Annotated in this window: 23 protein-coding genes; 13 read left to right on the forward strand and 10 right to left on the reverse strand. The window is 64.6% G+C overall.

What is annotated here, in order from left to right; all coding sequences use genetic code 11:
- The first annotated feature begins 206 nt into the window (after positions 1-206).
- Entirely contained in the window at positions 207-2,465 is a 2,259-nt protein-coding gene (locus EPD66_RS05585) for an MHYT domain-containing protein (RefSeq protein WP_142847499.1), read from the forward strand.
- 85 nt (positions 2,466-2,550) lie between these two features.
- Positions 2,551-3,087, forward strand: a complete 537-nt coding sequence (locus tag EPD66_RS05590; protein ID WP_142847500.1) for a nucleoside 2-deoxyribosyltransferase — start codon at positions 2,551-2,553, stop codon at positions 3,085-3,087.
- Between the two features lie 55 nt (positions 3,088-3,142).
- On the opposite strand, the gene EPD66_RS05595 is transcribed toward EPD66_RS05590, so the two are convergent.
- Complete coding sequence (locus EPD66_RS05595) at positions 3,143-3,961, reverse strand: family 1 encapsulin nanocompartment shell protein (RefSeq protein ID WP_142847501.1); 819 nt, start codon at positions 3,959-3,961, stop codon at positions 3,143-3,145.
- A 15-nt stretch (positions 3,962-3,976) separates the two neighbouring features.
- Positions 3,977-4,288, reverse strand: a complete 312-nt coding sequence (locus EPD66_RS05600) for a hypothetical protein (protein ID WP_370511864.1) — start codon at positions 4,286-4,288, stop codon at positions 3,977-3,979.
- Between the two features lie 338 nt (positions 4,289-4,626).
- On the opposite strand from EPD66_RS05600, the gene EPD66_RS05605 reads away from it, so the two are divergent.
- A complete protein-coding gene (locus EPD66_RS05605; protein WP_221930884.1) occupies positions 4,627-5,733 on the forward strand; it encodes an ABC transporter substrate-binding protein in 1,107 nt (368 codons plus the stop codon).
- A gap of 83 nt (positions 5,734-5,816) precedes the next feature.
- Here the strand turns inward: EPD66_RS05605 and EPD66_RS05610 are convergent, their stop codons facing one another.
- Entirely contained in the window at positions 5,817-7,838 is a 2,022-nt protein-coding gene (locus EPD66_RS05610; RefSeq protein ID WP_142847503.1) for an elongation factor G, read from the reverse strand.
- Positions 7,839-7,939: 101 nt separating this feature from the next.
- Here EPD66_RS05610 and EPD66_RS05615 point away from each other — a divergent pair, with 101 nt between their 5' ends.
- Positions 7,940-8,785, forward strand: a complete 846-nt coding sequence (locus EPD66_RS05615) for an FRG domain-containing protein (protein ID WP_142847504.1) — start codon at positions 7,940-7,942, stop codon at positions 8,783-8,785.
- Between the two features lie 31 nt (positions 8,786-8,816).
- Here EPD66_RS05615 and EPD66_RS05620 read toward each other — a convergent pair whose 3' ends face one another.
- The gene (locus tag EPD66_RS05620) at positions 8,817-9,989 is read right to left on the reverse strand and encodes a histidine kinase dimerization/phosphoacceptor domain -containing protein (RefSeq protein ID WP_185961269.1); all 1,173 of its coding nucleotides are present in this window, start codon (positions 9,987-9,989) and stop codon (positions 8,817-8,819) included.
- Positions 9,990-10,139: 150 nt separating this feature from the next.
- The gene (locus EPD66_RS05625) at positions 10,140-11,342 is read right to left on the reverse strand and encodes a pyridoxal phosphate-dependent aminotransferase (protein WP_142847506.1); all 1,203 of its coding nucleotides are present in this window, start codon (positions 11,340-11,342) and stop codon (positions 10,140-10,142) included.
- A gap of 126 nt (positions 11,343-11,468) precedes the next feature.
- Here EPD66_RS05625 and uvrB point away from each other — a divergent pair, with 126 nt between their 5' ends.
- The 8 genes from uvrB to EPD66_RS05665 all read left to right on the forward strand — a co-directional run bounded on the left by uvrB (position 11,469) and on the right by EPD66_RS05665 (position 19,694).
- Entirely contained in the window at positions 11,469-13,583 is a 2,115-nt protein-coding gene (uvrB, locus tag EPD66_RS05630) for an excinuclease ABC subunit UvrB (RefSeq protein WP_142847507.1), read from the forward strand.
- 106 nt (positions 13,584-13,689) lie between these two features.
- The gene (locus EPD66_RS05635; protein ID WP_370511863.1) at positions 13,690-14,457 is read left to right on the forward strand and encodes an SDR family oxidoreductase; all 768 of its coding nucleotides are present in this window, start codon (positions 13,690-13,692) and stop codon (positions 14,455-14,457) included.
- Positions 14,458-14,460: 3 nt separating this feature from the next.
- The gene (gene folB, locus EPD66_RS05640) at positions 14,461-14,892 is read left to right on the forward strand and encodes a dihydroneopterin aldolase (protein WP_142847509.1); all 432 of its coding nucleotides are present in this window, start codon (positions 14,461-14,463) and stop codon (positions 14,890-14,892) included.
- 452 nt (positions 14,893-15,344) lie between these two features.
- A complete protein-coding gene (uvrC, locus tag EPD66_RS05645) occupies positions 15,345-17,243 on the forward strand; it encodes an excinuclease ABC subunit UvrC (RefSeq protein WP_142847575.1) in 1,899 nt (632 codons plus the stop codon).
- Between the two features lie 36 nt (positions 17,244-17,279).
- Positions 17,280-17,924: a CDP-diacylglycerol--glycerol-3-phosphate 3-phosphatidyltransferase gene (gene pgsA, locus EPD66_RS05650; RefSeq protein ID WP_142847510.1), complete on the forward strand. Its 645-nt coding sequence runs from the start codon at positions 17,280-17,282 to the stop codon at positions 17,922-17,924.
- A gap of 171 nt (positions 17,925-18,095) precedes the next feature.
- Positions 18,096-18,347 carry a molybdopterin converting factor subunit 1 gene (gene moaD, locus EPD66_RS05655; RefSeq protein WP_142847511.1) on the forward strand — a complete coding sequence of 84 codons (252 nt, stop codon included), beginning with the start codon at positions 18,096-18,098 and terminating at the stop codon, positions 18,345-18,347.
- A 4-nt stretch (positions 18,348-18,351) separates the two neighbouring features.
- Positions 18,352-18,834 (forward strand): molybdenum cofactor biosynthesis protein MoaE, encoded by a 483-nt coding sequence (locus tag EPD66_RS05660; protein WP_142847512.1) that lies wholly within the window; start codon positions 18,352-18,354, stop codon positions 18,832-18,834.
- 203 nt (positions 18,835-19,037) lie between these two features.
- Positions 19,038-19,694 (forward strand): trimeric intracellular cation channel family protein, encoded by a 657-nt coding sequence (locus EPD66_RS05665; protein ID WP_255448379.1) that lies wholly within the window; start codon positions 19,038-19,040, stop codon positions 19,692-19,694.
- Positions 19,695-19,704: 10 nt separating this feature from the next.
- On the opposite strand, the gene EPD66_RS05670 is transcribed toward EPD66_RS05665, so the two are convergent.
- The 4 genes from EPD66_RS05670 to EPD66_RS05685 are packed head-to-tail and all read right to left on the reverse strand — an operon-like array spanning position 19,705 to position 22,957.
- Entirely contained in the window at positions 19,705-20,340 is a 636-nt protein-coding gene (locus tag EPD66_RS05670) for a ParA family protein (RefSeq protein ID WP_142847513.1), read from the reverse strand.
- Between the two features lie 23 nt (positions 20,341-20,363).
- On the reverse strand, positions 20,364-21,716 hold the full coding sequence (locus tag EPD66_RS05675; protein ID WP_142847514.1) for an ATP-binding protein: 1,353 nt from the start codon (positions 21,714-21,716) through the stop codon (positions 20,364-20,366).
- A gap of 11 nt (positions 21,717-21,727) precedes the next feature.
- Positions 21,728-22,429 carry a response regulator gene (locus tag EPD66_RS05680; RefSeq protein WP_142847515.1) on the reverse strand — a complete coding sequence of 234 codons (702 nt, stop codon included), beginning with the start codon at positions 22,427-22,429 and terminating at the stop codon, positions 21,728-21,730.
- Positions 22,430-22,444: 15 nt separating this feature from the next.
- Positions 22,445-22,957, reverse strand: a complete 513-nt coding sequence (locus tag EPD66_RS05685) for a MarR family winged helix-turn-helix transcriptional regulator (protein ID WP_142847516.1) — start codon at positions 22,955-22,957, stop codon at positions 22,445-22,447.
- 77 nt (positions 22,958-23,034) lie between these two features.
- On the opposite strand from EPD66_RS05685, the gene EPD66_RS05690 reads away from it, so the two are divergent.
- On the forward strand, positions 23,035-23,922 hold the full coding sequence (locus EPD66_RS05690; protein WP_142847517.1) for a branched-chain amino acid aminotransferase: 888 nt from the start codon (positions 23,035-23,037) through the stop codon (positions 23,920-23,922).
- A gap of 75 nt (positions 23,923-23,997) precedes the next feature.
- Here EPD66_RS05690 and EPD66_RS05695 read toward each other — a convergent pair whose 3' ends face one another.
- Positions 23,998-25,974: a PAS domain-containing protein gene (locus EPD66_RS05695; protein ID WP_185961270.1), complete on the reverse strand. Its 1,977-nt coding sequence runs from the start codon at positions 25,972-25,974 to the stop codon at positions 23,998-24,000.
- Between the last annotated feature and the right edge of the window lie 29 nt (positions 25,975-26,003).

The following is a 26,003-nucleotide window of genomic DNA, read 5'->3' on the forward strand; positions in this document are numbered from 1 at the left end:
CTCCCCTCCTGCGAGAAACGGCGAAGAGAAGAAACCGGAAAGATGCGTTTCCCTCATAGTTCCCTTCCTTGCCTAGCCCTATGCGCCTCGAATCACATTTCAATACCCCCTCCGATCCCTGGCGGCCTTCTGCCGCCACGACTACGTTCCAACTCTTCGAGAACTTGAAATAACTCCACATCGCCAGGGGATAAACAGAAAAACCCATGAGCGAATACGACCCTTTACTTGTTGTGGTTTCCATCCTCATCGCCGTGTTCGGTGCCTATACGGCGCTGGACATGGTCGAGCGGGCACGCGCCTCAGCAGGACGGCGGGCCATGACCTGGCTGGGCTGCGGAGCATTCGCCATGGGGGCGGCGATCTGGAGCATGCATTTCGTCGGCATGCTGGCCTTCCAGATGGCCATGCCGGTTTCCTACGACCTGGGCCTGACCTTCGCCTCCTTCGTCCTGCCCATCTTCGTTTCTGGGCTGGGGCTGTACTGCGTGATGCGGCTGGCGGGCAGCTTGAGGGCCTATGCGCTGGGTGGCGGCGTCATGGGGATAGGCATCGTCTCGATGCATTACCTGGGGATGGCGGCCATGCGCATGGAAGGCCGCATCCTTTACGATCCTTCCCTGGTCGCCCTGTCCGTGGCGATCGCCGTGACGGCCTCCACGGCCGGATTGTGGCTGGCTTTCCGCGCCTCGGGCTTCACCGAGAAAGCCCTGGGGGCCGTGGTCCTGGGCATGGCCGTCATCTCCATGCATTACTGCGGCATGGCGGCGGCGACCTTCGTGCCGATGGAGCTGGGAATATCCGCCCTGCCGGACGGCGCCCTGCACAGCGACCGCCTAGCCATGGCCGTGGCGCTGCTGATCTCCGCCCTGCTGGCCCTGCTGCTGGCCGGATCGGCGGCAGAACGGCGCGCAACGGCGAAGCGGGTCATGGCGGAACAGGCGCGCTACCGGGCCGTGGTGGACAATGCCGCCGATCCCATCGTCGTCGTCGATCAGGATGGCCGCATCGAATCCCTCAACAAGGCGGCCCAAACCGCCTTCGGCTACGACGCGGCGGAAGCCCTTTCCCAGCCCATCGACATGCTGCTGCGGAAACCCCTGTTCCGCACCATCTGTCAGGAAGGCGGGGGCAAGGAATCAGGCCGCGAGACGGAAGGCCGCTGCAAGGACGGACGCGGCTTCCCGCTTCTGCTCTCGGTGGCTTCGTGGGAGGCTGCGGGCCGGCGCCATTTCACCTGGATCATGCGCGACATCAGCGAACAGAAAGCCGCCGCCGATGCCCTGCGGCACGCGCTCGGCCAGGCGGAATATGAACAGCTCCGCGCCGAAGCCGAACGGGAACGCGCCGAGGGGGAACGGGACCGGGCGGAAAAGGCCAGCGCCTCCAAATCGCGCTTTCTGGCCGCCGCCAGCCATGACCTGCGCCAGCCGGTGCAAAGCCTGTTCTTCTTCTCCCATTCCCTCAACCAGATGATCAAGGAAGGCCCGGCGGCCCAGGTTCTGGCGAGTATGGAGGCCTCGCTCGACGCCTTGCGCATGCTGCTCGACAGCCTGCTCGACGTGTCCCGCCTCGATGCCGGCATCGTCAAGGCCAATCCCATCGGCTTCGCCCTGGGCGGATTGCTCGAACGGCTGGCGACCGAATACCGCCCCCTTGCCGCCGAACGCGGCCTGACCTTCCGCGTCGTGCCCTCGTCCCTGTGGATCGAATCCGACCCGGTACTGCTGGAACGGATGCTGCGGAACCTGATCGACAATGCCCTGCGCTATACCGAGCACGGCGCGATCCTGATCGGCGTCCGCCGCCAGCGCGACCGGGTACGGATCGACGTGGTGGATACCGGGCCGGGCATTCCCCAGGACAAGCAGGCCGAAATCTTCGACGAATTCGTCCAGCTTCATAATTCCGAACGGGACCGCCGCCAGGGTTTGGGGCTGGGCCTCGCCATCGTCAAGCGCCTGTCCGCGCTGCTGCACCACCATGTGATCGTCGCCTCCACTCCCGGCCATGGCTCGCGCTTTTCCGTCTCGGTGCCGCTTGCGGTGCCCCGCGAAATGCCCCGGCGGCGCAAGCCCGCCCCCGGTACCATGGCCTTCGGCAATCTGGTGGTGGTGATCGAGGACGACGCCCTGATCCTGCTCAGCCTGCGCGCCATGCTGGAAGCCTGGGGCTACCGGGTCGTCGCCGCCTCCTCCTCCGAGGAAGCGACGCAGCTTCTGCGTCCCCTGCACGAACATCCCGACGCCATCGTCTCGGATCTCCGCCTGCGCGACGGCAAGACCGGCATCGAGGCCATCCGGGATATCTACGGCCTGTGCGGGCTGCATATTCCGGCCATCCTGCTGACCGGCGAAACCTCGCCCGAATATCTGAACGAAGCCCGGCAAAGCGGATTCGACATCCTGCACAAGCCCGTATCCTCGGAAGAATTGCAGCGCCTGCTGGCGATGGCGGTGTCGTGAAAGACATCCGGAATCCCGGCTGGACAGGCCAGGACGGGCGGGCCGATAATCCCCGGCTTTGCAGCGCAACCACGCAGGCCCTTCCATGACCGATACCCGCCCCACCGTCTATCTCGCCGGCCCGGCGGTTTTCCTGGCCGCCTCGGCGGCCATCTTCCGCTACCTCAAGGAGGTCTGCGCCGAACAGGGCCTAGAAGGCGTGGCACCGGTCGAGGAGACCGGATATCTGAAGCATCTGCCCAAGGCCGAACAAGCCGCCGCCATCCGCCAAGGCAATATCGGGCGCATTAAGGAATGCGACATGGTGATCGCCTGCGTCACCGCCTTTCGCGGACCGGGCGCCGATGCCGGAACGGCCTGGGAAATGGGCTATGCCGAAGCCCTGGGCAAGCCGGTGATTCCCTGGACCGAGGAAACCGCCCCCTATCTGGAGCGGGTGATCCACGACAAGGACCCCGACGGCAGCGTCTGGTGCAAGCAGCACGGCATGATGGTCGAGGATTTCGGCCTGGCCGACAACCTGATGCTGGCCGCCGGTCCCGTCCCGGTCCAGCCCGATTTCCAGTCCGCCGTGATGGTCGCCGCGGAGATCTGGCGGCAAAAGACGGCAGTCCGCCCCTAGGCCCTCGCACGCTTGCGGAAAAGGGAAAGGGCAAGCGGCCCTTTCCCCTCGTGTCCTAGGTTTCGACGACCTCTGCCGGTTCAATGGTGCAGACGGCGCCGGGATCGTCCAGGCGCACCACCAGGCTTTCGGTCAGGTAGAGCGAACAGTGGATGCCGTCCTGGCTGGAATAGCCCGCCCGCAGATCCTGGCCGATGATCAGCTTGCCGACACGCGGGTCGATCACCGCCGCGCCTTTGACATTGGCCTTGTAGATGCCCTTGGTGCAGAGCCTGCTCAGATGCTCGACCTGCAGCATGTCGGTATTGTCGTAGCGGCGGAACAGGTTGTTGTAGAGCTTGGGCTCCAGCACCAGCGCATAGGGGCCGCGGAAACCGCCCTCGTCGAGCGAGGTAACGGCCGTCAGCACGTCCTTCAGGGCATGGTCCAGATTGGCCCAGTCGCCGCCCTTGCGATGGCAGCGTCCTTCGGAATTGAGGATGCCGTCCACGCCGAAGGCCTGCTGGCCGTAATAGATGAATTCCTCTTCCCGCCGGGCGATGGCTTCGGCGGCGTCTTCCACCGGCTTGAGGTTGAGCGGCTGCCCCTGCTCGTGATAGGCCGCCAAGCGGCGCAGCGACAGGCGGAACTGCTTGCGCAGCATCGGCACCGAGATCGAGCGCGACAGGACGGCGGCGGCCTCGTCGGCGGAGGGCTCGCGGCAGTAATCGTCATTGCCCACTTCGATGGCCGTCAGTCCCACGCCGAAGGGACCTTCGACCTCCAGGAAGCGGCGGCCCGTCAGCATGTCCGAAGCGGCCTCCACCGCCGCTTCGTCGATGGCCTCCCAGACTTCTGCCGGGAACGGGGCCTGGGAGCGGTTGAGCGCATCCATGAACAGCCTCCCTTGTTATTTCCTGCGCGACAACGGGCTGCCGGGCAGCTTGCCGATGGTGAAGCCGTTGGGCTTCTGGGGCTTGGCGCCACCTTCGCCCTTGCCTTCCTCTTCCTCCTCGACGTCCACCACGTTGCTTTCGGTGAACAGGTAGGTGCGCAGCTGCTCGTCGAAATCGGCATCGTTCCGGCGCAGCCATTCCAGCACCATGGCGGCGTGTTCGATCTCCTCCCGCATGTTGTGCAGCAGGATGTCCCTCAGGTGATCGTCATCGCAGTCGTCGGCGCGCTGACGGTACCAGTCCGCCGCCTCCAGCTCTTCCATCAGCGAGACGATGGCCTGGTGCATGGCCAAGGTCTTGGCGGATAGCCGCTCCCGCGGCGCGTGCAGGTTTTCGCTGCCCATATCTCCTCCGGTTTCAGGCTCCTTGAGTGCCAATATGGGGGCCGGTCCAGCAGGGTCCACCCTGATATTTCTCGAATTGGGACAGCGCATTAGCCGTACAGCCTTGGAGATTGTCCCGGCCCGGCGGAAAAGGACGGCCCATTGACGACCGTGGCGCTTCTTCACCCTATGATTTTGATTGTTATTATCAATCGCGTCTCACTGTGTTATGAAGCCTTCCCTCAGCCTTGAAGATCGAATGGCAGCACAGGAGACAGAACATGGTGCCTTGGCTCAAAGGATTCAGACGCAACAGCTTGGCCATGGCGGTCGGCGCGATTTTCCTCGCCTCGCCGGCCTGGGCGGAAACCGTCACCGACATCGCCGGGCGCACCATCGAGACCCCCGCCAAGGTGGAGCGCATCGTCGTCGGCATGGGCGCCCTTCTCCCGGCGGTCCTGGCGGCGGAAGGCGACCTGGGCTTCTCCCGCATCGTTGCCATCGGCGGCGACTTCACCAGCCGCGAGCAGAAAACCTATGAGCGCTTCGTCGCGCGCTATCCCGAAGTGGCCCAGATCCCGGCCCTGCGGCTGGGTCAGAACGGCGAAGGCTTAGGCCCGGACGAAGTCCTGGCCCTGAAGCCGGATGTCGCCATCATGCCCGGCGGCCCCCGTCCCGGCAGCCTGGGCGACAGCCTGGAAAAGGCCGGGGTGACGGTGGTCTATGTGGATTTCCGCCAGCATCCGGGCCAGAACACCATCCCCAGCGTCCGGGCGATCGGCAAGGCCCTGGGCCGCGAGGCCCAGGCGGCGGAATTCATCAGCTTCTATGAAGAGAATCTGCGCAAGGTCACGGATATCACCGCCACCCTGCCGGAAGACCAGAAGCCCCGCGTCTTCCTGGACATGCGCCCGCCTGCCCTGGAATGCTGCGGCACCCCGGGGAAGGGTAATTTCGGCGACTTCCTGACGGCGGCCGGCGCGGTCAATATCGGCGCCCTGTTGCAGGAGGAACCGCTCGGCCGGGTCGAGCCCCAGCAGATCGCGGAACAGAATCCCGACATCTACATCGCCGGCAGCGGCGGACAGGGCGGTGCCCTGCTCGGCCTCGGCGTCACCGCCGAAGAAGCCCGCGAAAGCCTGCGCGCCATGGTCCAGACCCGCGAAGGCGTCAACACCCTGAAGGCGGTGAAGGACGGCGAGATCTTCTCGATCTGGCATCCCTTCTACAACAACGCCTTCAACGTCGTCGCCATCCAGGCCTTCGCCAAGCGCTTCCATCCCGATCTTTTCGCCGATCTCGAACCGGAAAAGACCCTGGAAGTCGCCTATACCCGCTTCCTCGGCATTTCGCCCGAAGGGGTGTACTGGGCCGACGGCCGCGACTGAGGCCAAGACCGGACCGGTTTCAGCGGCCAAGGGCTTTCCCGCCCTTGGCCGCTATGCCATTTCCGCCCCGTCATAGGGGCGGGTCAGCTCGCCAGGGCGGCCCTGCGGGAGCCGATCACCTGCTGGGCCTGGCGGCCCATCACCTCCTGCAGATGGTCGAACCTCCAGGCGAAAGTGCCCACGCCCATGGTCAGCGAGCGCAGTTCGATGATCAGATCGGCCATTTCCGCCTGGGGCAGGCAGGCCGAAACGCTGTCCCAGCCCTTCCATCCCGGCTTGGCGTCATAGCCCAGGATCTGCCCGCGCCGTCCCGAGACGATGCGCTGGACCTTCGAGGTGTGCTCGGTGGGAACCGAAATCTCCACCGCCAGGATCGGCTCCAGCAGCACCGGATCACAATTGGGCATGCCCTCGGTCATGGCGATGCGCGCCGCCGTCTTGAAGGCCATGTCCGAGCTGTCGACGCTGTGAAACGACCCGTTGGTCAGAGTCACGGCGACATCCACGACGGGGAAGCCGAGCGGACCCTGGCGCAGATAATCCTTCACCCCCTCCTCCACCGAGGGAATGTATTGCCGGGGAATCACGCCGCCGACGATCTTGTCGATGAAGGCGAAGCCCTCCCCGCGCGGCAAGGGGGCGATGTCGAGATACACGTCGCCGAACTGGCCATGCCCGCCGGTCTGGCGCTTGTGGCGGCCATGCACGCTGGTGGATTTGCGGATGGTTTCCTTGTAGGGCACCTGCGGGCGGTGGCTCAGGACTTCCAGGTTGAAGCGGTTCTTCAGCCTTTCCATCGCCACCATCAGATGGATCTCGCCCTGCCCCCAGAGCAGGATTTCACCGGTTTCGGGATTCTGCTCGATGGACAGCGAGGGGTCTTCCTCGATCAGCTTGACCAGCGACGTGGTCAGCTTGACCTCGTCGGCCTTGCGCGCCGTCTGCACCGCCAATGCAAAAAGCGGCGCCAAGGGCGCCGGCCAGGACAGGCGTTCCTCGATCGCACCGACGGTATCGCCGGTGGCCACGCTGTCCAGGCGGGGGAAGGCCACCACCTCTCCGGCCTCGGCCTTTCCCTGCTTGGACAGTTGCACGCCCTGGGGCGCCAGCAAGCCCGACAGCTTGGCGCCGCCCACCGTCTCGCCCTCGACGAAGGCGCCACGCAGGACACGGGCGAAGGACAGCTTGCCGGTATGCTGAGCATGGATGGTCTTGAAGACCTGGGCCACCGACGGCCCACCCTCGCCCAGGCCCAGCCGGGCGGCCGTCACGTCATATTCCGGCACTTCGTGGCGCAGCGCCTTGAGCAGACGGCGCACGCCATGGTCCGACAGCGCCGAACCGAAGAAGACCGGCACGATCAGGTCCTGGTGAAAATCACGGGTCAGGTTCTGGTAGATCTCGTCGGTCGCCGGAATGGTGTCTTCCAGCAATTCCTCGAGCAGATGGTCGTCGAAATCGGCCAGATGCTCCAGCATCTCCTGCCGCGCCTGCATCTCGTCGCCGCGCCCGCGCTCGGGCAACTTGACTAGGTCCGAGGGCTTGCCTTCGCGCCAGCGCCAGGCCCGCTCGGACACCAGGTCGACATGGCCGACCACCTTGTCGCCCTCGAGCATGGGAATCTCGCGCAGCACCAGGGGGCGCTCGGACACCGCCTGCAAGGCCTCCAGCGTCTCGCGCAGGCGGGCCTTGCTGTCGTCCATTTTGTTGAGGAAGAGGAAGTGGGGGATCTTGTGGTCGTCGAGGAATTTCAGGAAGGGGGCCACCATCACGGCGCGGGCGGGATCGGGTTCGACCACCACCACCGCCGCATCCACCACCCTGAGGACGTTATAGCTGTCTTGCAGGAATTCCACCGAACCGGGGCAGTCGATGAAGCACCATCGGTCTTCCAGATAGGTGGTGCCGGCAATATTGGGCTCGACACTCATCTGATGCTGGCGGGCCTCGGGACTGGCGTCTCCGGCGCTGGTGCCGTCCTTGACGCCGCCCTTGCGCGCCAGGCTGCCGCTAACGAAGAGGAGACTTTCGAGAAGCGTCGTCTTTCCGCTGGAAAAGGGGCCGATCAGGGCCGCGGCCCGCGGAGCCGAAACGGGTTTGGTCATTTTGCCCTCCCATCGACATTCCCCACCATGCTTCCACCACACGCCCTCCGGAGCAACTGGGAATCCGGCGTAGGACCCCCACCCTTGCAGGCGGGCAGGCCTTGCCCCAGATCAGCCTCAGCCAGGAAGGAGCCGCCGACATGGAAGAGGTCTGCATCACGTCGCTCAGGGACTATATCGACTTCATCTCCGATTTCGTGGACCACACCGTCACCTATCGCGGCGCCAAGAATCCCGACAGCGGCATGACCCCCAGCGTGGTGCGTTCCTGGCGGCGCAACCGCCGGATCCGGCAGGATTTGCGCGACAAGCCGAAACTGGAATTATGGGATTACGAAGCCCGGCTGATCGAGGCCTTCAAGCGCCAGGCCCTGCCCTTCCTGGAGACCGTGCCCGACTGCCACCTGAACTGGCTGGCGATCGCCCAGCATTACCACCTGCCGACAAGGCTGCTGGACTGGACCCGCAATCCGCTGATCGCCCTTTATTTCGCCGCCAACAACCGGGGGGACTACATGCCGCCCGAGGAATGGCCGGACGTCTATGTCTTCATGTGGGAAATCAGCGGCGAGCTGGACGCCCAGCACCACATGCTGCCGCTGGACCGGGTCAAGAACTTGCGTCCGCGCGGACAGGGCCGGATCTCGGACGTGGAAAGCGGGGACAGCCGTGCCGAGGGCATCATCCTGTTCAACCCGCCCCTGATCTCGTCGCGCATCGCCTCTCAGGAAGGGCTGTTCAGCTTCTCGGAGCAGTTGAGCGAACGCTCCTTCCCCGAAGAAGCGGCCCGGTCTGGGCTGAAGGTGACGCAGGTTACCATTCCCGGCCCCTCCCGCTTCGAGATCCTGACCCATCTCAACATGCTGGGCGTCGAGACCGGCCGCCTTTTCCCCGACCTGACCGGCCTCACCGCCCACCGGCGCTGGGTGGCGGAATGGCTATGGTAGGCGGAAGAAGGGGAATGCCCCCCTCTTCCCGTCACAGCGGCAGGGTGATCTCGTAGCGGCAGCCCCGGGCGGGCTTCTCGACGAACAGCGACCCGTCCAATTGCCGGGTCAGGGCGCGGACGATCTTCATTCCCAGGCCCGAGCCGCCTTTCCCGTCCTCCGGCAGGCCGATGCCGTCATCGGACACGCTCAACCGGGCTTCGCCGCCCGCAGAGGCGAAGGAGACACAGATGGTGCCGCCCTGGCTGCCGACGAAGGCATGCTTGCAGGCATTCAGCACCAGCTCGGTGACGATCAGGCCGATGCTGACCACCTTGTCGGTGGCGACGCGCTCGCAGGAGGCATCCACCGTCACGGTATATTCCTCGCCGACCGAGCGGGAGAGATCGTCGCAAAGATCGCGCAGGTAAAGGCCGATATCCACCACCGCGACATCCTCGCTGCGATACAGGCGCCGGTGTACCTGGGCGACGGCATGGACCAGGCGCCCGGCATCGGCCAGCTTCTGCCCGGCTTCGCTGTCTCCCAGGTCCAGCCGGTGCATTTCCAGCAGGCTGGAGACCAGCTGCAGCGAGTTCTTGACCCGGTGATCGACCTCCTTCGCCAGCAAGTCCTTGCGGCGCAGGGCGGCTTCCTTTTCCTCCAGGGCATGGGCCAGTTCCCCCACGCGCCGGTCCAGCTCCGCGCAGAGCCAAGCGCGTTCATGGGCGCTGGCGACGTAATGGCAGATGGTTCGCAGCGCCTCGACCTCCTCCTCGGTGAAGGAGATGCGGGAGCGCGAGCCGAAGGACAGGACACCCAGAAGCCGCCCCTTGGCCCAGAGAGGCAGGCCGACATAGGCCTTCACCCCCGAGGCCTTGATGATCTCGACCAGGGGGCTGTCGGAACGCTGAACGTCTGGGATGATCATGGCGCGGCCGCGCTCGGCCACCATGCCGCATACGGTCTGGCCGTAAGCAAGGCTGGCGAGGCCCGCCTTCTCCTGCGGGTCGATGCCGGCACAGGAATGCAGGACCAATCCCTTGCCGTCTTCCGCCACCATGAAGTTGCAATAGACGTCGAGATCGAAGTCGCCCGCGATCTCGCCGAAGATCACCTGCGCTGCATCGGCGGGGTCATCATAGGAGAGCAGGACTTCCGCAGCCCGATGCAGTACGGCGAGGATGCGCGGAGCATGCCCCGCACGGGGGAGTAATTCATTCATGATACCTCCGCCATCCCTTCCGTTCACTGCCCAAAAGCTTAAGACGGTACTAACAGAATTGGGTAGATGGCGGCGACCACGCATCGGGATAGGAAAAAGGGCGCCTGGATTGCTCCAGGCGCCCTTCCGGATGGTTCCTGAACCTGAAGTTTACTTCAGCGAGGCGCAGAAGCGCTGGATGCGCGTGCAGGCTTCGGTCAGGGCCTCGGTCGAGGTGGCGTAAGAGATGCGGAAGAAGGGCGACAGGCCGAAGGCCACGCCCTGGACCACGGCCACGCCCTCGGCTTCCAGCAACGCGGTGGCGAAGTCGCTGTCTGTCTCGATCACCTTGCCCTCGGGAGTCTTCTTGCCGATCACACCCGCGCAGGAGGGATAGACGTAGAAGGCGCCTTCGGGGGTCTTGCAGGTGATGCCTTCGGCGTCGTTCAGCATCTTGACCACCAGATCGCGGCGGGCCTTGAAGACCTCGGCATTCTTCGGGATGAAGCTCTGGTCGCCGTTCAGCGCCTCGACCGCCGCCGCTTGGCTGATCGACGAGGTATGGGTGCTGGATTGGCTCTGGATCATGTTGATGGCCTTGATCAGCGGCAGCGGACCGGCGGCATAGCCGACGCGCCAGCCGGTCATGGCATAGGCCTTCGACACGCCGTTCATGGTCAGCGTGCGGTCATAGAGCTTGGGCTCGACCTGGGCGGGCGTGCAGAACTTGAAGTCGTCGTAGACCAGATGCTCGTACATGTCGTCGCTCATCACCCAGACATGGGGATGCTTGACCAGCACGTCGGTCAGGGCCTTCATCTCGTCCCAGGAATAGGCCGCACCGGTGGGGTTCGAGGGCGAGTTGAGGACCAGCCACTTGGTCTTGGGCGTGATCGCCGCTTTCAGGTCTTCCGGACGCAGCTTGAAGCCGGTCTCTTCCGGGCAGGCCACGAAGACCGGCTTGCCGCCGCACAGCAGGGTGATGTCGGGATAGGACACCCAGTAGGGGGCGGGGATGATCACCTCGTCACCCTCGTCCAGGGTGGCGACCATGGCGTTGTAGATCACCTGCTTGCCGCCGCAGCCGACCGTCACCTGGTCGGGGGTGTAGTCCAGGCCGTTCTCGCGCTTGAACTTGTCGCAGATGGCCTTGCGCAGGGCCAGGGTACCGGCCACCGCAGTGTATTTGGTCTCGCCCTTGTCGATGGCAACCTTGGCGGCAGCCTTGATATTATCGGGGGTGTCGAAGTCGGGCTCGCCGGCGCCGAGACCGATCACGTCGCGTCCCTGGGCCTTGAGTTCAGCCGCCTTCTGGGTCACCGCGATGGTCGGCGACGGCTGGATGGCGGACAGGCGCGAGGCAAGAAAAGCCATTTGATCCCTCTATTATCGTATCGATGGGGGCGTGAAGAAAAAACGCAGGCGACACTACGCCTGTGACCGCCTTCTTTCAAGGTCATACCCTGGCGCACTGGCCTTAAACGGCATATCTTTACGCCTATGAGCGCACCCCTCCTCCTCCCTCAGTACCAGCGTCCGGCCGCCGGGCCGCGCGCGGTCTTCGATCTGGTGTCGGATTACAAGCCCGCCGGCGACCAGCCCCAGGCCATTGCCGAACTGACCAAAGGCATCGAGGCGAACGAACGCGACCAGGTGCTGCTGGGCGTGACCGGGTCGGGCAAGACCTTCACCATGGCCCATGTGATCGCCAATACCGGGCGGCCGACGCTGATCCTGGCGCCCAACAAGACCCTGGCGGCGCAGCTTTACGCCGAGATGAAGAGCTTCTTCCCCAACAATGCGGTGGAGTACTTCGTCTCGTATTACGATTACTACCAGCCCGAAGCCTATGTGCCGCGCACGGACACCTATATCGAGAAAGATTCGGCGATCAACGAACAGATCGACCGGATGCGCCATGCCGCCACGCGGGCGCTTCTCGAACGGCGCGACGTGATCCTGGTCGCCTCGGTCTCGTGCATCTACGGCATCGGCTCGGTGGAATCCTATTCCGAGATGGTGATCCGCCTGAAGACCGGCGACACGATCTCGCGCACCGAGCTTCTGCGCCGCCTGGTCGAGCTGCAGTACAAGCGCAACGACCAGGCCTTCACCCGCGGCACCTTCCGCGTGCGCGGCGACCTGGTGGAAGTCTTCCCGGCTCACTACGAGGACCGCGCCTGGCGCATCAGCCTGTTCGGCGACGATATCGAGGCGATGAACGAATTCGATCCGCTGACCGGAGAGAAGACCTGCGGCCTGGACGAAATCGCCATCTACGCCAACAGCCACCACGTCACGCCCCGCCCGACCATCACCCAGGCCATCAAGGGCATCAAGGCCGAGCTGAAGCAGACGCTGGACCGCTTCCATGCCGACGGCAAGCTGCTGGAGGCGCAAAGGCTCGAACAGCGCACCATCTTCGACCTGGAGATGATGGAAGCGACCGGGCATTGCAAAAGCATCGAGAACTATTCCCGCTACCTGACGGGCCGCAAGCCGGGCGAGCCGCCGCCGACCCTGTTCGAATACCTGCCCGAGGACGCGCTGCTGATCGTCGATGAAAGCCACGTCACCGTGCCGCAGATCGGCGGCATGTTCCGGGGCGACTTCAACCGCAAATCCGTGCTGGCGGAATTCGGCTTCCGCCTGCCCTCCTGCGTCGACAACCGGCCGCTGAAATTCGAGGAATGGGACGCCATGCGGCCCCAGACGGTCTTCGTCTCGGCCACGCCCGGCCCATGGGAAATGGAACGCACCGGCGGCGTCTTCGTCGAACAGGTCATCCGCCCCACCGGCCTCGTCGATCCGGTCTGTATCATTCGCCCCGTGGAACATCAGGTCGACGACCTGCTGGGCGAGATCAAGATCACGACGGCGGCCGGATACCGCGTTCTGGTCACGACGCTGACCAAGCGCATGGCCGAGGATTTGACGGAGTATCTGCACGAACATGGCATCCGCGTGCGCTATCTGCATTCGGATGTGGACACGCTGGAGCGCATCGAGATCATCCGCGACCTGCGCCTGGGGGCGTTCGACGTGCTGATCGGCATCAACCTGCTGCGCGAGGGCCTGGATATCCCCGAATGCGCCCTGGTGGCGATCCTGGATGCCGACAAGGAAGGCTTTCTGCGCTCGAAGACCTCGCTGGTCCAGACCATTGGCCGCGCCGCGCGCAACGTGGAAGGCCGGGTGCTGCTCTATGCCGACAAGATGACGGCGTCGCTCGACTACGCCATCAGCGAGACCAACCGCCGCCGCGAGAAGCAGCAGGCCTACAACGCCGCCAACGGCATCACGCCGATGAGCGTGCGCAAGGGCATCAGCGACGTCCTCGACAGCGTCTACGAGCAGGATTACGTCACCGTCTCGACCAATGATGCGGGCGCCAAGCATCTGGTCGGCCACAACCTGAAGGCCCATCTGGCCGATCTGGAAAAGCGCATGCGCCAAGCCGCCGCCGACCTGGAATTCGAGGAAGCCGCCCGCCTGCGCGACGAGCTCCGCCGCCTGGAGGCCCAGGAACTGGGCCTGCCCGCCGGGCCGGACAAGGGAACGTCGGTGCCGCTCAAGCCCCAGGCGAAATCCAAGGGACGGGGGCGGCGGAAATAGGGGCTGGACGCTCAGAGGCTTCACGCCGCTTCGGATCGGAGGCCGTTGCGGCGCGACTTGCACAGCGCCCGTCCTTGCGCCATTTTCTGCGCCCATGACGACATCCATGCTTTCATCATCCACGCCCAGGGTCGCCCTGGTCACCGGCGCGGCCAAGCGCATCGGACGCGCCATCGCCCTCGACTTGGCCCGGCATGGCTGGGACGTTGCGGTCCATTACAACGGCTCGGCCCAGGATGCCGCCGAGGTCGTGAGCGCGATCGAGGCCCTGGGCCGCCGTGCCGTGGCCGTGCAGGCCGAACTCGCCCGCGAGGAAGAGGTCGCGGCCCTGCTGCCCCAGGCGGAAGCCGCGCTGGGCCCCGTGGGCTGCCTGATCAACAACGCCTCGCTGTTCGAGGAAGATTCGGTGCTGACGGCCAGCCGGGAAAGCTGGGACGCACATATGAACGTCAATCTGCGCGCGCCCTTTGTCCTGATCCAGGAGATGGCCCGCCGCCTACCCGAGAATGCCCAAGGCGCCGTGATCAACCTGATCGACGAGCGCGTATGGAACCTGACGCCCTGGTTCACCACCTACACGCTGAGCAAGGCGGGATTGTGGACGCTGACCCAGACCCTGGCCCTGGCCCTGGCGCCGCACATCCGCGTCAATGCCATCGGCCCCGGCCCGGCCCTGCCGAGCAAGCGCCAGACCCAGGAACAATTCGACCGCCAATGCGCGGACATGCCCCTGCGGCGGGGCACATCACCCCAAGAGATCTGCGAGACGGTACGGTTTATCCTTGCCGCCTCGTCCATGACCGGGCAAATGATTGCCCTGGATGGCGGCCAGCATCTGGGCTGGGCGCTCTCCGACACGCCCCCCGAGGAGTGAGCGATGAGCCAGGCGAAAGTCATACAGCCCTTGCGGGTGTCCCCCTTGCGGATCGCCGACGCGCAGGGGTCCATGCGTCACGTCTTCGTGCGTGATCTCGTGCTCGATTGCTCCATCGGCGTCTATGCGCATGAAAAGATGGCACCCCAGCGCGTGCGGGTGAACCTGGACCTGGGGGTGCGCGAACTGGACCCCGCCATGATCGGCGACGAGATCGGCAATGTCGTCTGCTACGAGAAGATCGTGACGGGCGTGCGCGCCATCGTCGCCGACGGCCATGTGAATCTGGTCGAGACCCTGGCCGAGCGCATCGCCGAGATGTGCCTGCTCGACCCCCGTGTCCGCACGGCCCGCGTGCGCGTGGAAAAGCTGGATGTGTTCGAGGATGCCGCCAGCGTCGGCGTCGAGATCGAACGCCTCAATCCCCTGCCCTGACGAAGGGATTTCCCCAGCGCCGGCCAAGACGCTGCCGCGAGTCTTTTTATCGTCTCTCGCGGCACCCGGCAAGCCTCGAAATTGCCGTCTGCCCTAATACATAGGGGTTGACATGGCCCTTGCGCACTGAAGTTTTACACAGGGCATGGGACAAGCCGAGAACGGCGGGACAAACCGGGGCTGGAACAGGGCCTCTCCCAACGAAGCCATCTTGACAAGTAATAACTATTTGATTTCTAAAGTGATTTTTATATTAGCACAAAATTTAGGCAAAGCGGTGAAAGCCAAGGACTCCCTTGGAGAGCGCCCCTTGCCACACAAGTTTCCAACAGACTTATCCACAGACGTGGTGGATATCGCGGGAAAGCGACGGGAATCCTGACTTTTTTAAGGCAGTGTGGAAAAACGGCATCGCGGATGGACCGGACAGAGCAAAAAAAGTGACCGCCCCAATGGAAGAGCAGCCGGAAACGATCACCCCCCAGGAGGCATCCCCCGAAGGTCCCTGCGCGCGCGGTGTCGCCGTCATCGAAGCCTATCTCAAGACCATGCCCTCCAGCCCCGGCGTCTACCGCATGCTCAACGCACGGGGCGACGCGCTGTATGTCGGCAAGGCGAAAAACCTGAAGAAGCGGGTGGTGGCCTATACCCGTTCGGACCGGCTGCCGCTCCGCCTGCAGCGCATGGTATCGGAAACCGTGACCATGGAAGTGGTCACCACCCATACCGAAGCCGAAGCCCTGCTGCTGGAAAGCAACCTGATCAAGCGTTTGGGGCCGCGCTACAATATCCTGCTCAAGGACGACAAGTCCTTCCCCCATATCCTGATCACCGGGGACCATGACTGGCCGCAGATCGTCAAGCATCGCGGCGCCCGCTCGGTGAAGGGGGAATATTTCGGTCCCTTCGCGTCTGCCGGGGCGGTCAACCAGACCCTGTCCCATCTGCAGAAAGCCTTCCTGCTGCGCTCCTGCTCGGATGCCGTCTTCGCCAGCCGCACCCGGCCCTGCCTGCTCTACCAGATCAAGCGCTGCTCGGCGCCTTGCGTCGAGCGCATCTCGCATCAGGATTACATGGCCCTGGTCGAGGAGGCCCGCGCCTTCCTGTCGGGCCACAGCCAGAAGATCCAGCAGGAACTTTCCCGCCGCATGGAAGACGCCGCGGAACGGCTGGATTACGAGGAAGCGGCTGCCTTCCGCGACCGCATCCGGGCGCTGGCCCGCATCCAGGCCCGCCAGGACATCAACCTGCCCTCGATCGAGGAGGCCGATGTGATCGCCCTGCATCAGGCGGGCGGGCAGTCCTGCATCCAGGTCTTCTTCTTCCGCTCGGGCTGCAATTACGGCACGCGCGCCTATTTCCCCGCCCACGCCCAGGATGCCGAGCCAGGCGAGGTGCTGGAGGCCTTCATCGGCCAGTTCTATGCCGACAAGATGCCGCCCCGCGACATCCTGCTGTCCGACGACCTGCCCCATCACGACCTGCTGGTCGAGGCCCTGGCGGTCCGTGCCGGTCGCAAGGTCGGCGTGACGGTGCCCAAGCGCGGCGACAAGCGCAAGCTGATCGACCACGCCCTGACCAATGCCCGCGAGGCCCTGGGGCGGCGGCTGGCGGAAAGCTCGTCCCAGGCCAAGCTGCTGCAGGGCGTGGCCGACATCTTCGGCCTGGACGCCCCGCCCCAGCGCATCGAGGTCTACGACAACAGCCACATCATGGGCAGCAATGCCGTCGGCGGCATGATCGTCGCCGGGCCGGAAGGGCTGATGAAGGCGGCCTACCGCAAGTTCAACATCCGCGGCGACGAACTGACGCCGGGCGACGATTATGCCATGATGCGCGAGGTGCTGACGCGGCGCTTCAAGCGCGCCCAGAAGGAAGACCCCGACCGCGATCGCGGCCTGTGGCCCGATCTGGTGCTGATCGATGGCGGCAAGGGCCAGCTTTCCGTCGCCTGCGAGGTCTTCGCCGACCTGGGCGTGGAAGACGTGGCGCTGGTCGCCATCTCCAAGGGCCCCGACCGCAATGCCGGGCGCGAACAATTCCATATGGCCGGGCGCGAGAGCTTCATGCTCGACATGAAGGATCCGGTGCTCTATTTCCTGCAAAGGCTGCGCGACGAGGCCCACCGCTTCGCGATCGGCACCCACCGCGCCCGGCGCTCGAAGGCGATCGGCCAGTCGCAGCTGGACGACGTGGCCGGAATCGGGGCCCGGCGCAAGAAAGCCCTGCTCCATCATTTCGGCTCGGCCCGCGAAGTGGCCAATGCCGGCCTGGCCGACCTGGAAGCCGTTGAAGGGATCAGTCGCACCATGGCGAAAAAAATCTATGATCACTTCCATCCCGGCGGCTAAGATCGCCGCCACGTCGCGCCCGACTTCTGGATGATCATGGTTACGAGCCTGCCCAACCTGCTGACACTCTCGCGGATCGTAGTGATCCCCCTGGTGATCGCCGCCTTCTACATTCCCGGCGACACCGCCCGCTGGGTCGCCTGCGGCCTGTTCGTGGCAGCCGCCATCACCGATTTCTTCGATGGCTACCTAGCCCGCGCCTGGGGCGAGACCTCTAATCTGGGTCGCTTCCTCGACCCTATTGCCGACAAGCTGCTGGTCGCCGCCGTGCTGCTGATGCTGGCCGCCTTCCAGCATATCGGCGAATGGAGCTACCTGCCCGCCGCCGTCATCCTGATGCGCGAGATCCTGGTTTCGGGACTGCGGGAATTCCTGGCCGAACTGCGCGTCAGCATGCCTGTCTCCAAGCTCGCCAAGTGGAAGACCACCATCCAGATGATCGCCCTGCCGGTTCTGCTGGTGGGCGATGCGGGAACCCGCCTGCTGAACCTGCCGATCCGCGAGATCGGCGAGGTCTGCCTGTGGGTGGCCGCCGTGCTGACCCTGATCACCGGCTGGGACTATCTGCGCGCCGGGCTGAAGCATATGCGCGAGCATCCCGCCCCGCCGCCCAATCTGGCCATCCAGGCCAAGGCGGCCGAGGCCGACACCCGCAAGAATGCCGGAGCCGGACAAGGCTAGAGGAGTAAGGCCGCACCGACTGCTTCTCCGTCCCCCCCCCGCGAAAGCGGGGGGCCATATTGCACCGCTCGCCGCTTTGACCGACTATAGGCGATGATTGCGGTACGAATTTCCGCTTTCGCGGGAAGGACGGGAAAGAAAAAGAACGCGCCGCCTGCAAGAGGATATCCCATGAAAGTTCTGTATTTCGCCTGGCTGCGCGCCAAGACCGGCATCGGCGAAGAAGAGATCGATCCCCCGGCCGAGGTGGCCGATGTCGCCGGACTGATCGAATGGCTGAAGGCGCGCGGACCGGGCCATCAGGAGGCCTTCAAGGATCTGGGCGTGGTGCGTTGCGCCATCAACCAGGACTACGTGCCCCTGAGCCATCCCGTGAAGCGCGGCGACGAGGTCGCCTTCTTCCCCCCCGTCACCGGAGGCTGAGGCCATGATCCGGGTACAGCGCGAGGATTTCGACGTGGGCGCCGAGATCGCCCGCCTGTCGGGCAGCGGCAAGGTCGGCGCGGTGGCCAGCTTCGTCGGCCTCGTGCGCGATCATGCGGGCGACGGCGAAACCGTGCGCGCCATGACGCTGGAACATTACCCGGGCATGACCGAGCGCCAGTTGGAAGCCATCGAGGCCGAGGCGCGCCAGCGCTGGCCGCTGGAAGACTGCCTGATCATCCATCGCCATGGCCGCCTTGAACCGGGCGAACGCATCGTCCTGGTGATCACCGCCTCGGCCCACCGCGAGGCCGCCTTCCAGTCCTGCCAGTTCCTGATGGACTGGCTGAAGACCAAGGCCCCCTTCTGGAAACTGGAAGACACGCCCGAAGGCGGTAAATGGGTCGATGCCAAAGCCGAGGACGATTCCCTGGCGGAACGCTGGCAGCAGCGCCGCGAAGATGGATGCCTGCCGACAGACCAGTGATGTCTTGGGCTCCGCCCAACCCGGTCAAGGGCCTCGGCGCTTGGAACCCGCTCCTTATTCCGTCACTCCCGCGAAGGCGGGAGTCCATCTCAGGCCCGGAATAAGGTGTCAACAGCATGGATGCCCGCTTTCGCGGGCATAACGGTATAAAGTCAATAGTGCAAAGCGGGCCATAGGCGCCCTCGAGGAACAGAAACCCTATCGTGGACGACTTCGATCTTTTCTTCCTCGCCCTCGACTATGTCGGCGTGGCGGTCTTCGCCGTTTCCGGAGGTCTGGTGGCGGCGCGCAAACGGATGGACCTAGTGGGCTTCGCGGTGCTCGGCTGCGCGGCGGGGATCGGCGGCGGGACGCTGCGCGACCTGGTGCTGGGCGTGCGCCCCGTCTTCTGGGTCTTCGAACCCGCCTATATCCTGATCTGCGTGGCGGCGTCCTGCGCCACCTTCTTCTGGGCCTCGCATATCGCCTCGCGCATGAAGGCTCTGCTCTGGGCCGATGCCATCGGGCTGGGCGTCTTCACCGTCATCGGCTGCGAAAAGGCGATGGCATTGGGCGCCCCGCCGGTCATCGCCGTGGTGACGGGCATCATGACCGCCAGCTTCGGTGGCCTGATCCGCGACATCATGGCGCGCGAGGTGCCGCTGATCTTCCGCCGGGAAATCTATGCCACGGCGGCCTTGAGCGGTGCTTTGGTCTACGTGCTGCTGCACGAATACCACCTGCCGAAGCCTTCCATCGTCGGCTCGGCCTTCCTCACGACCTTCCTGGTGCGCGCCCTGGCGATCACCAGGGGCCTCGCCCTGCCGGTCTTCAAGCCGCACAACCAGCCCAAGGCCGAGGACACACCGCCGCAGCCGTAGGAAGAAAGGATCAGGCCGCCTTCGCCCTGGCCCCCACCAAGTCCAGCACCGGCGCCCATTCCTGCGCATAAGGCTGCATCCTGCGGGAACGGTCCTCGAACAGGGTGGAGCCGGCCTCGGCAGCGGCGGGATAGGCCTGGGTGTCGCGCAGGCGGGCGATGACCGGGAAGCCCAATTCGGCGAAGAAATCGTCGAGCTGCTGGACCGCCTTGGTGCCCAGGCGCAGGCGGTTGCCGATCACGGCGACGACCCGCTTGTTCTTGCGCACCGGCTTGATCTCGGCCAGCTTGGCGAGGAAACGCGCACTGGCATCGCGGTCGAAGGCCGAAGGCAGCACCGGCACCAGCACGATATCGGCGCGCTCGACCAAATCCTTGCTCGTCTTGCCGCGCAAAGCCGCCGGGGAATCGATGACCAGCCGTTCGATCCCGGACGGAGGCACGTCAATGCTTTTCGTCCAATCCAGGCCCGTGATGGCTGGCAATGTCCCGGGACGACGGCCAAGCCAGGCAAGGCTGGAACGTTGGCGGTCGCAATCGGCAATGGCCGTGGCGAACCCAGCCCCGGCGAAGGCCGCCGCCAAATGGGTGGCGATGGTGGTCTTGCCGCAGCCGCCCTTGAGATTGGCCACCAATACCGACAGCATGTCTCCCCCCTTTCCCGTCTTCGTTACAAGGGCAGGCGTATTCTAGCCCTCAAGCCCCCCAGAGGCGATGTTTCCAGCATCAATTCCCCACCATGGCCGCGCACCACATCGCGGGCGATGGTCAAGCCCAGACCGACACCGCCGGTCTTGGGATTACGCGACCCTTCCAGGCGGTAGAAGGCCTTGAAGACATCCTCCCGCTTATCCTCGGGAATGCCGGGACCGTCATCGTCCACCAGCACCTCGATGGCATTGCCCCGCTGCCTCGCCTCCACCGCGATGCGGCCGGCATAGCGGCCGGCATTGCCGATCAGGTTGCCCAAGCAACGGGAAAAGGCATGGGGGCGCAACGGCAGGCTCAATTCCTCCGGACAGCGCAGGTCGATCTCCGTCCCATTGCGCCGGAAGCGCGACACTACGTCTTCCAGCAAGGCGCTCAGATCGGTATCGGATACCGCCTCGCGCCCCTCCCCGCGGGCGAAGGCGAGATAGCCCTCGACCATCTGTTCCATCTCGGCCACGTCTTCCTGCAACTCGGCGATCCCCTCGCCCTCGCCCATCATCGCCAGCTGCAACTTCATGCGCGTCAGCGGCGTGCGCAGATCGTGGCTGACCCCCGCCAGCATCTCCGTCCTCTGGGCGATCTGGCGCTGGATGCGGTCGCGCATCAGGAGGAAGGCAGAGGCCGCCTGACGGACTTCCGTCGCCCCTTCCGGCTTGAAATCGGTGACGTCGCGGCCCTTGCCGAAACTGTCGGCGGCAGTGGCCAGCTTACGCACCGAGCGGACCTGGTTACGCATGAAGATGGTGGCGATGCCGAAAAGAAGCAGGGAAGTGCCGACCATCCACAGCACGAAAAGATAGGTCGTATCGGTATAGAGGCGCTTGCGCGGCACGATGATCTGCAGCACGCCGTTGGTCAATTGCACCTTGATCTCGATCTCGCGCCTATGGCTGGTGACATCCAGATGGATGGGACGCCCGACATAGCCCGTCAACTCACGGATGAGAGCCTTGTAGAGGAAACCGCGCTGGGCGGGAGGGGCCACATTGGGCAGGATAGCCCCCTCGTGCAAAGTGATATCCAGACTCATCTTGTGTCTGGCCGTCTCGAAGAGGAACTCCCTCTCCTCCACTGCGGGATGGCGGCGCAGCATCTCGGTCACCATGGCAACATCACCGGCGATCCCCTGGGACAGGCGGCGGGCCAGATGCTGCCAATGCGTGGCGAAGAAGACATAGGTGGACACCAGTTGCAGGACCACCAACGGCATCACCAGGATCAGTAGCGAGCGCCCCAGCAGGCCGCGCGGCAGGAGGCGTTTCACCCCCCAGTTCCATCCCGCCGTCCGCCTCACCTGGCTCACACTGTTCATGAGAAACGCCTTTATCCGGGATCCGCGCGCAACATATAGCCGCGACCGCGGACGGTCTGGAGATAGCGGGGCTGGCGTGGATCGTCCTCGATCTTCTTGCGCAAGCGCGTGACCTGTACATCGACGCTGCGCAGATTGCCGCTGGTGCCGGTACGCCGCCCCAATTCCTCACGCGAGAGCACTTCATTCGGCGCCTCGCCGAGAACCTGCATCAAGGCCGCCTCGGCGGTGGTCAGGTGAACCACCTCGCCCTCGAAGTGCAGTTCGCTCCGTGCTACATCCCACACATAGCCGCCCAGACGCAAGGATCGCGGCGCAGGCCGGGCCTCGGCGGGAGCCTCGCGCGGCACGCGGCGCAGGATCGAACCGATGCGCAGCAGCAATTCCCGGGGCTCGAAAGGCTTGGTCAGATAATCGTCGGCACCGCTTTCCAGCCCGTCGATGCGGTCTTCCGTCTCGCTCATCGCGGTCAGCAGCAGGATCGGCACGGAATTGCGCAGGCGCAGCGAGCGGGTCAGTTCCAATCCGCTTTCACCGGGCATCATCACATCCAGGACAAGCAGATCGAAGGCCATTCCCTCCAGGCGCTGGCGGGCCTCGGCCGCATCCGGCGCGGTGGTCACGAGATAGCCGTTGTCGGACAGGTATTTGCGCAGCAACTCGCGCAGCCTCGTATCGTCATCGACCACGAGAATATGAGGCTTGTCGTCCATGGCGGGATCCGGTCGTTAGGGGCGGCGGCGGGGTGGGGCCAGCGGGCTGCCGGCGGGAAAGCGGTCGCGGTCCTGTTCGTCGATCATCCCCAGCATCACCTTGCGGAAGCCTTCCACCGCCTCGGCCCCGGCTTCGCGATAGGCCTGGGCGATGCGGGCGCGCTGCTTTTCCGTCAGCAGGCGCTCCAGCTCGATGCCCTTCTCCGTCAGTTCCAGCAGACGCTGGCGGCGGTCGCGGGCTCCCGTCCTCTGGGTGATGAAGCCCTCACGCACGAGTTGCCCCAGGACCCGCGACAGGCTCTGCTTGGTGATACGCAGGATTCCCAGCAATTCGCTGACGGTGATGCCGGGATGGCGGCCGACGAAATAGATGACACGGTGATGGGCGCGGCCGAAACGGTACTGCTCCAGCATCGCATCGGGCTCGGACGTGAAGTCGCGATAGGCGAAGAACAGCAGTTCGATGCCTTGCCGTAACTCCTCCTCGCGCAGGAAGAGGGGATTAACGCCGGTTTTTATGTCAGTCATATTGACTTATATGCCTCAAGAATGTTACGCAAAGCAACAGCCATCGGTAACATTTTGATAGCGCGAGACCGCTCCCAATGTCAGTCATTCCCTTCGACGATCGCGACGGATTCATTTGGTATGACGGCGCCCTGATTCCCTGGCGCGATGCCAAGATCCATGTGCTGTCCCATGCACTGCATTATGCCTCCTGCGTATTCGAAGGCGAACGCGTATACAACGGCAACGTCTTCAAGCTGACCGAACACAGCCAGCGCCTGATCGATTCGGGGAAGCTGCTGGGCTTCGACATTCCGTGGAGCCTGGAAGAGATCGACGCGGCGACGCGCGAGACCGTCAAGGCCAACAACATCACCGATGGCTATGTGCGCCCGGTGGCGTGGCGCGGTTCGGAAATGATGGGTGTGGCCGCGCAGGCGACCAAGATCCACCTGGCCGTCGCCACCTGGACCTGGCCGTCCTATTTCTCGCCGGAAGCGCGCATGAAGGGGATCCGCCTGCGCATCTCCGACTGGAAGCGCCCGGCCCCCGATACCGCGCCGACCAAGTCCAAGGCCGCCGGTCTGTACATGATCTGCACCATGTCCAAGCATCAGGCCGAGAAGGAAGGCTATGACGACGCCCTGATGCTCGACTATCGCGGCCAGATCGCCGAAGCCACCGGCGCCAATATCTTCCTGGTGATCGACGGCGAGATCCACACCCCGACGCCCGACTGCTTCCTCGACGGCATCACCCGCCGCACGGTGATCGACCTCGCCAAGAAGCGCGGCCTGAAGGTGGTCGAGCGGGCGATCATGCCCGAGGAACTGGCCAAGGCGCAGGAAGTCTTCCTGACCGGCACCGCCGCCGAAGTCACCCCCGTCAGCGAAATCGGCCCCTATCGCTTCACGCCCAGCGATATCAGCCGCATGCTGATCGAGGATTACGACGTCCTGGTCCGCGGCCCCGTCGCCGTCGCCTGAATCTCGTAACCCTTCCAGAAGAACGGCCGGACCCGCAAGGGCCCGGCCGTTTCTCTTTGGCGCTTGAGGCGCTCCCTAGCTCTCCAGCGCCTTCACGCGGAAGAAGACCGACATCCGCGCGCCCTCGCCCCCGGCATTGTGTTCCAGCTGCCCCTCGATCTGGCCGACCAGGGCCTGGACCAGGCGCATGCCCAGCCCTTTGCCGCGCTGGGGGTCGAAATCAACCGGCAGGCCCGGCCCCTGGTCCGAGACGGTCAGGCGATAGCCGTCGCCGTCGCGACGGAAATCGACCCGGACCAGATTGTCGCTCTCCAGCGCCCCGTATTTGCAGGCATTGGTCACCAATTCATTGGCGATCAGCGCCAGGGGCACCACCGTATCCGTCGGCAGTTCCACCGCATCGCCGGTGACGATCACGTCGATGACCTGGGTGGGGGTCGACATGGATTGCGCGACACCGGCACAAAGACGGCGCAGATATTCGCCGAATTCGATGCTGCGCATATGCTCGGTGCGGTAAAGGCGCTCATGCACCTGGGCCACGGTGCCGATGCGGCGGCAGGCCTGATTGAATTGCTGGCGCAGCACCGGATCGGCATGCTGCATGCTTTGCAGGCTGAGCAGGCTGGAGATCAGCTGAAGCGAATTCTTGATGCGGTGATTGATCTCCCGCAGCAGATGGTTCTTCTGCTCCAGCGCCTGCTGCAGATTGACCTCGTAGCGTTTCTGGAAATCGATATCGGTGGTGGTGCCGAGCCAGCGCAGGATACGCCCCTGGCCATCGCGCATGGGCAGGGCACGGGTGAGCAGCCAGCGATAATCGCCGCTGGCATGGAGCAGGCGGTGCTCGATCTCGTAGCTGCGCCCCGTCTCCACCGCCTCGCGCCATAGGCCGATGGTACGTTCGCGGTCCTCGGGATGCAGGAGATCGGCACGGGAGCGGTAGCGCGCCTCGCCGTCCTCGTCTTCCCCGATGAAATTGAACCAGCGCTTGTTGCAGTAATAGATATGGCCGTCGGGCTCGGCGGCCCAGACGATCTGGGGCAGCGCCTCGGCCAGGGTCCGGAAGCGGTCCTCGCTTTCCCGCAAGGCTTCCTGAGCCAGCTTGAGCTGGGTGATGTCCCGCCAGGCGACGATGCCCGCGATGATGCGGCCGTCGCGGTCGAACACCGGCCCGGCATTGCAGAGCAACGGCACGCGGCGGCCGTCGGGGCGCAGCATCAGCCATTCCTCGTTGAACACCACCTCGCCATTGCGGACCGCACGGGCGAGCGGCAATTCGATGCCTTCGGCGGGACTGCCGTCGGCATGAACGATATGCCAGGCGGATGAATAATCCTCGCAGGCGATGCCTTCCAACTGCCCGCGCTGCTGGCCGGCGGCGAGGATGCCGTAATCGCTGACGCGGCGGATGAAGCCGTCCGGCGCATCGGCGATGGTGATGCCTTCCGGGATATGCGCCATCAAGGCATCGAGCATGCGTTCGGCTTCCTCGGCACGGCGGGCGCGGGCCTCGGCCTCGGCATTCAGCTGCTCCATGCGCTGGCGGCTTTCCACCTTCTCGGTGACATTCGAGCCCAGGATCAGGATGCATTCGGTGACGCCGCCCTGCCCCATGAAGGGAATGAGGTCCACATCCCAAAAGCTCTGCCGGTCATCTCCGTGCAGGCAGATCGCGTATTCGTCCAGGCGCACCGTCTCGCCGGTCGCCAGCACCCGGTCGAGCGCGGCGATGGCACCGCCGCCGCTCAACGCGGGGAAAGCCTCGACAATGGATTGGCCGATCAGCGGACGGTCGCCGTCGCCGACAAGGGAACGATAGGCGGCATTGGCGAAAAGGATCGTATGCTCCGGACCATGCACCACGGCGGTCGCCACCGGCGCATGCTCGATGATGGCCGGCAGCAGGGTCAGGCCGGTGCGTTCGATACCGCTGAAACTCGTGCCCAACTGGGCCAGCAGGCCCGCGGGATCGATCGAGAGAAGGGAATCGGGGCGGGAGGGGGAATCCGGTACGACTGGCTCTTGGGCCGGCGAGGCCTTGTTGAGCATATCTCCTCCTTCTGTTCGGCCGTCAGCCT

Origin of the sequence: Telmatospirillum sp. J64-1 (assembly GCF_006980715.1) — a bacterium.
Taxonomy (GTDB): Bacteria; Pseudomonadota; Alphaproteobacteria; order Rhodospirillales; family Magnetospirillaceae; genus Oleiliquidispirillum; species Oleiliquidispirillum nitrogeniifigens.

What these genes read in the sequence shown, in the direction of transcription:
- EPD66_RS05585 (WP_142847499.1), top strand. Translation starts at nt 207, where the DNA reads ATGAGCGAATACGACCCTTTACTTGTTGTGGTTTCCATCCTCATCGCC.
- EPD66_RS05590 (WP_142847500.1), top strand. Translation starts at nt 2,551, where the DNA reads ATGACCGATACCCGCCCCACCGTCTATCTCGCCGGCCCGGCGGTTTTC.
- EPD66_RS05595 (WP_142847501.1), bottom strand. Translation starts at nt 3,961, where the DNA reads ATGGATGCGCTCAACCGCTCCCAGGCCCCGTTCCCGGCAGAAGTCTGG.
- EPD66_RS05605 (WP_221930884.1), top strand. Translation starts at nt 4,627, where the DNA reads ATGGTGCCTTGGCTCAAAGGATTCAGACGCAACAGCTTGGCCATGGCG.
- EPD66_RS05610 (WP_142847503.1), bottom strand. Translation starts at nt 7,838, where the DNA reads ATGACCAAACCCGTTTCGGCTCCGCGGGCCGCGGCCCTGATCGGCCCC.
- EPD66_RS05620 (WP_185961269.1), bottom strand. Translation starts at nt 9,989, where the DNA reads ATGAATGAATTACTCCCCCGTGCGGGGCATGCTCCGCGCATCCTCGCC.
- EPD66_RS05625 (WP_142847506.1), bottom strand. Translation starts at nt 11,342, where the DNA reads ATGGCTTTTCTTGCCTCGCGCCTGTCCGCCATCCAGCCGTCGCCGACC.
- uvrB (WP_142847507.1), top strand. Translation starts at nt 11,469, where the DNA reads ATGAGCGCACCCCTCCTCCTCCCTCAGTACCAGCGTCCGGCCGCCGGG.
- EPD66_RS05635 (WP_370511863.1), top strand. Translation starts at nt 13,690, where the DNA reads ATGCTTTCATCATCCACGCCCAGGGTCGCCCTGGTCACCGGCGCGGCC.
- folB (WP_142847509.1), top strand. Translation starts at nt 14,461, where the DNA reads ATGAGCCAGGCGAAAGTCATACAGCCCTTGCGGGTGTCCCCCTTGCGG.
- uvrC (WP_142847575.1), top strand. Translation starts at nt 15,345, where the DNA reads ATGGAAGAGCAGCCGGAAACGATCACCCCCCAGGAGGCATCCCCCGAA.
- pgsA (WP_142847510.1), top strand. Translation starts at nt 17,280, where the DNA reads ATGGTTACGAGCCTGCCCAACCTGCTGACACTCTCGCGGATCGTAGTG.
- moaD (WP_142847511.1), top strand. Translation starts at nt 18,096, where the DNA reads ATGAAAGTTCTGTATTTCGCCTGGCTGCGCGCCAAGACCGGCATCGGC.
- EPD66_RS05660 (WP_142847512.1), top strand. Translation starts at nt 18,352, where the DNA reads ATGATCCGGGTACAGCGCGAGGATTTCGACGTGGGCGCCGAGATCGCC.
- EPD66_RS05670 (WP_142847513.1), bottom strand. Translation starts at nt 20,340, where the DNA reads ATGCTGTCGGTATTGGTGGCCAATCTCAAGGGCGGCTGCGGCAAGACC.
- EPD66_RS05675 (WP_142847514.1), bottom strand. Translation starts at nt 21,716, where the DNA reads ATGAACAGTGTGAGCCAGGTGAGGCGGACGGCGGGATGGAACTGGGGG.
- EPD66_RS05680 (WP_142847515.1), bottom strand. Translation starts at nt 22,429, where the DNA reads ATGGACGACAAGCCTCATATTCTCGTGGTCGATGACGATACGAGGCTG.
- EPD66_RS05685 (WP_142847516.1), bottom strand. Translation starts at nt 22,957, where the DNA reads ATGACTGACATAAAAACCGGCGTTAATCCCCTCTTCCTGCGCGAGGAG.
- EPD66_RS05690 (WP_142847517.1), top strand. Translation starts at nt 23,035, where the DNA reads ATGTCAGTCATTCCCTTCGACGATCGCGACGGATTCATTTGGTATGAC.
- EPD66_RS05695 (WP_185961270.1), bottom strand. Translation starts at nt 25,974, where the DNA reads ATGCTCAACAAGGCCTCGCCGGCCCAAGAGCCAGTCGTACCGGATTCC.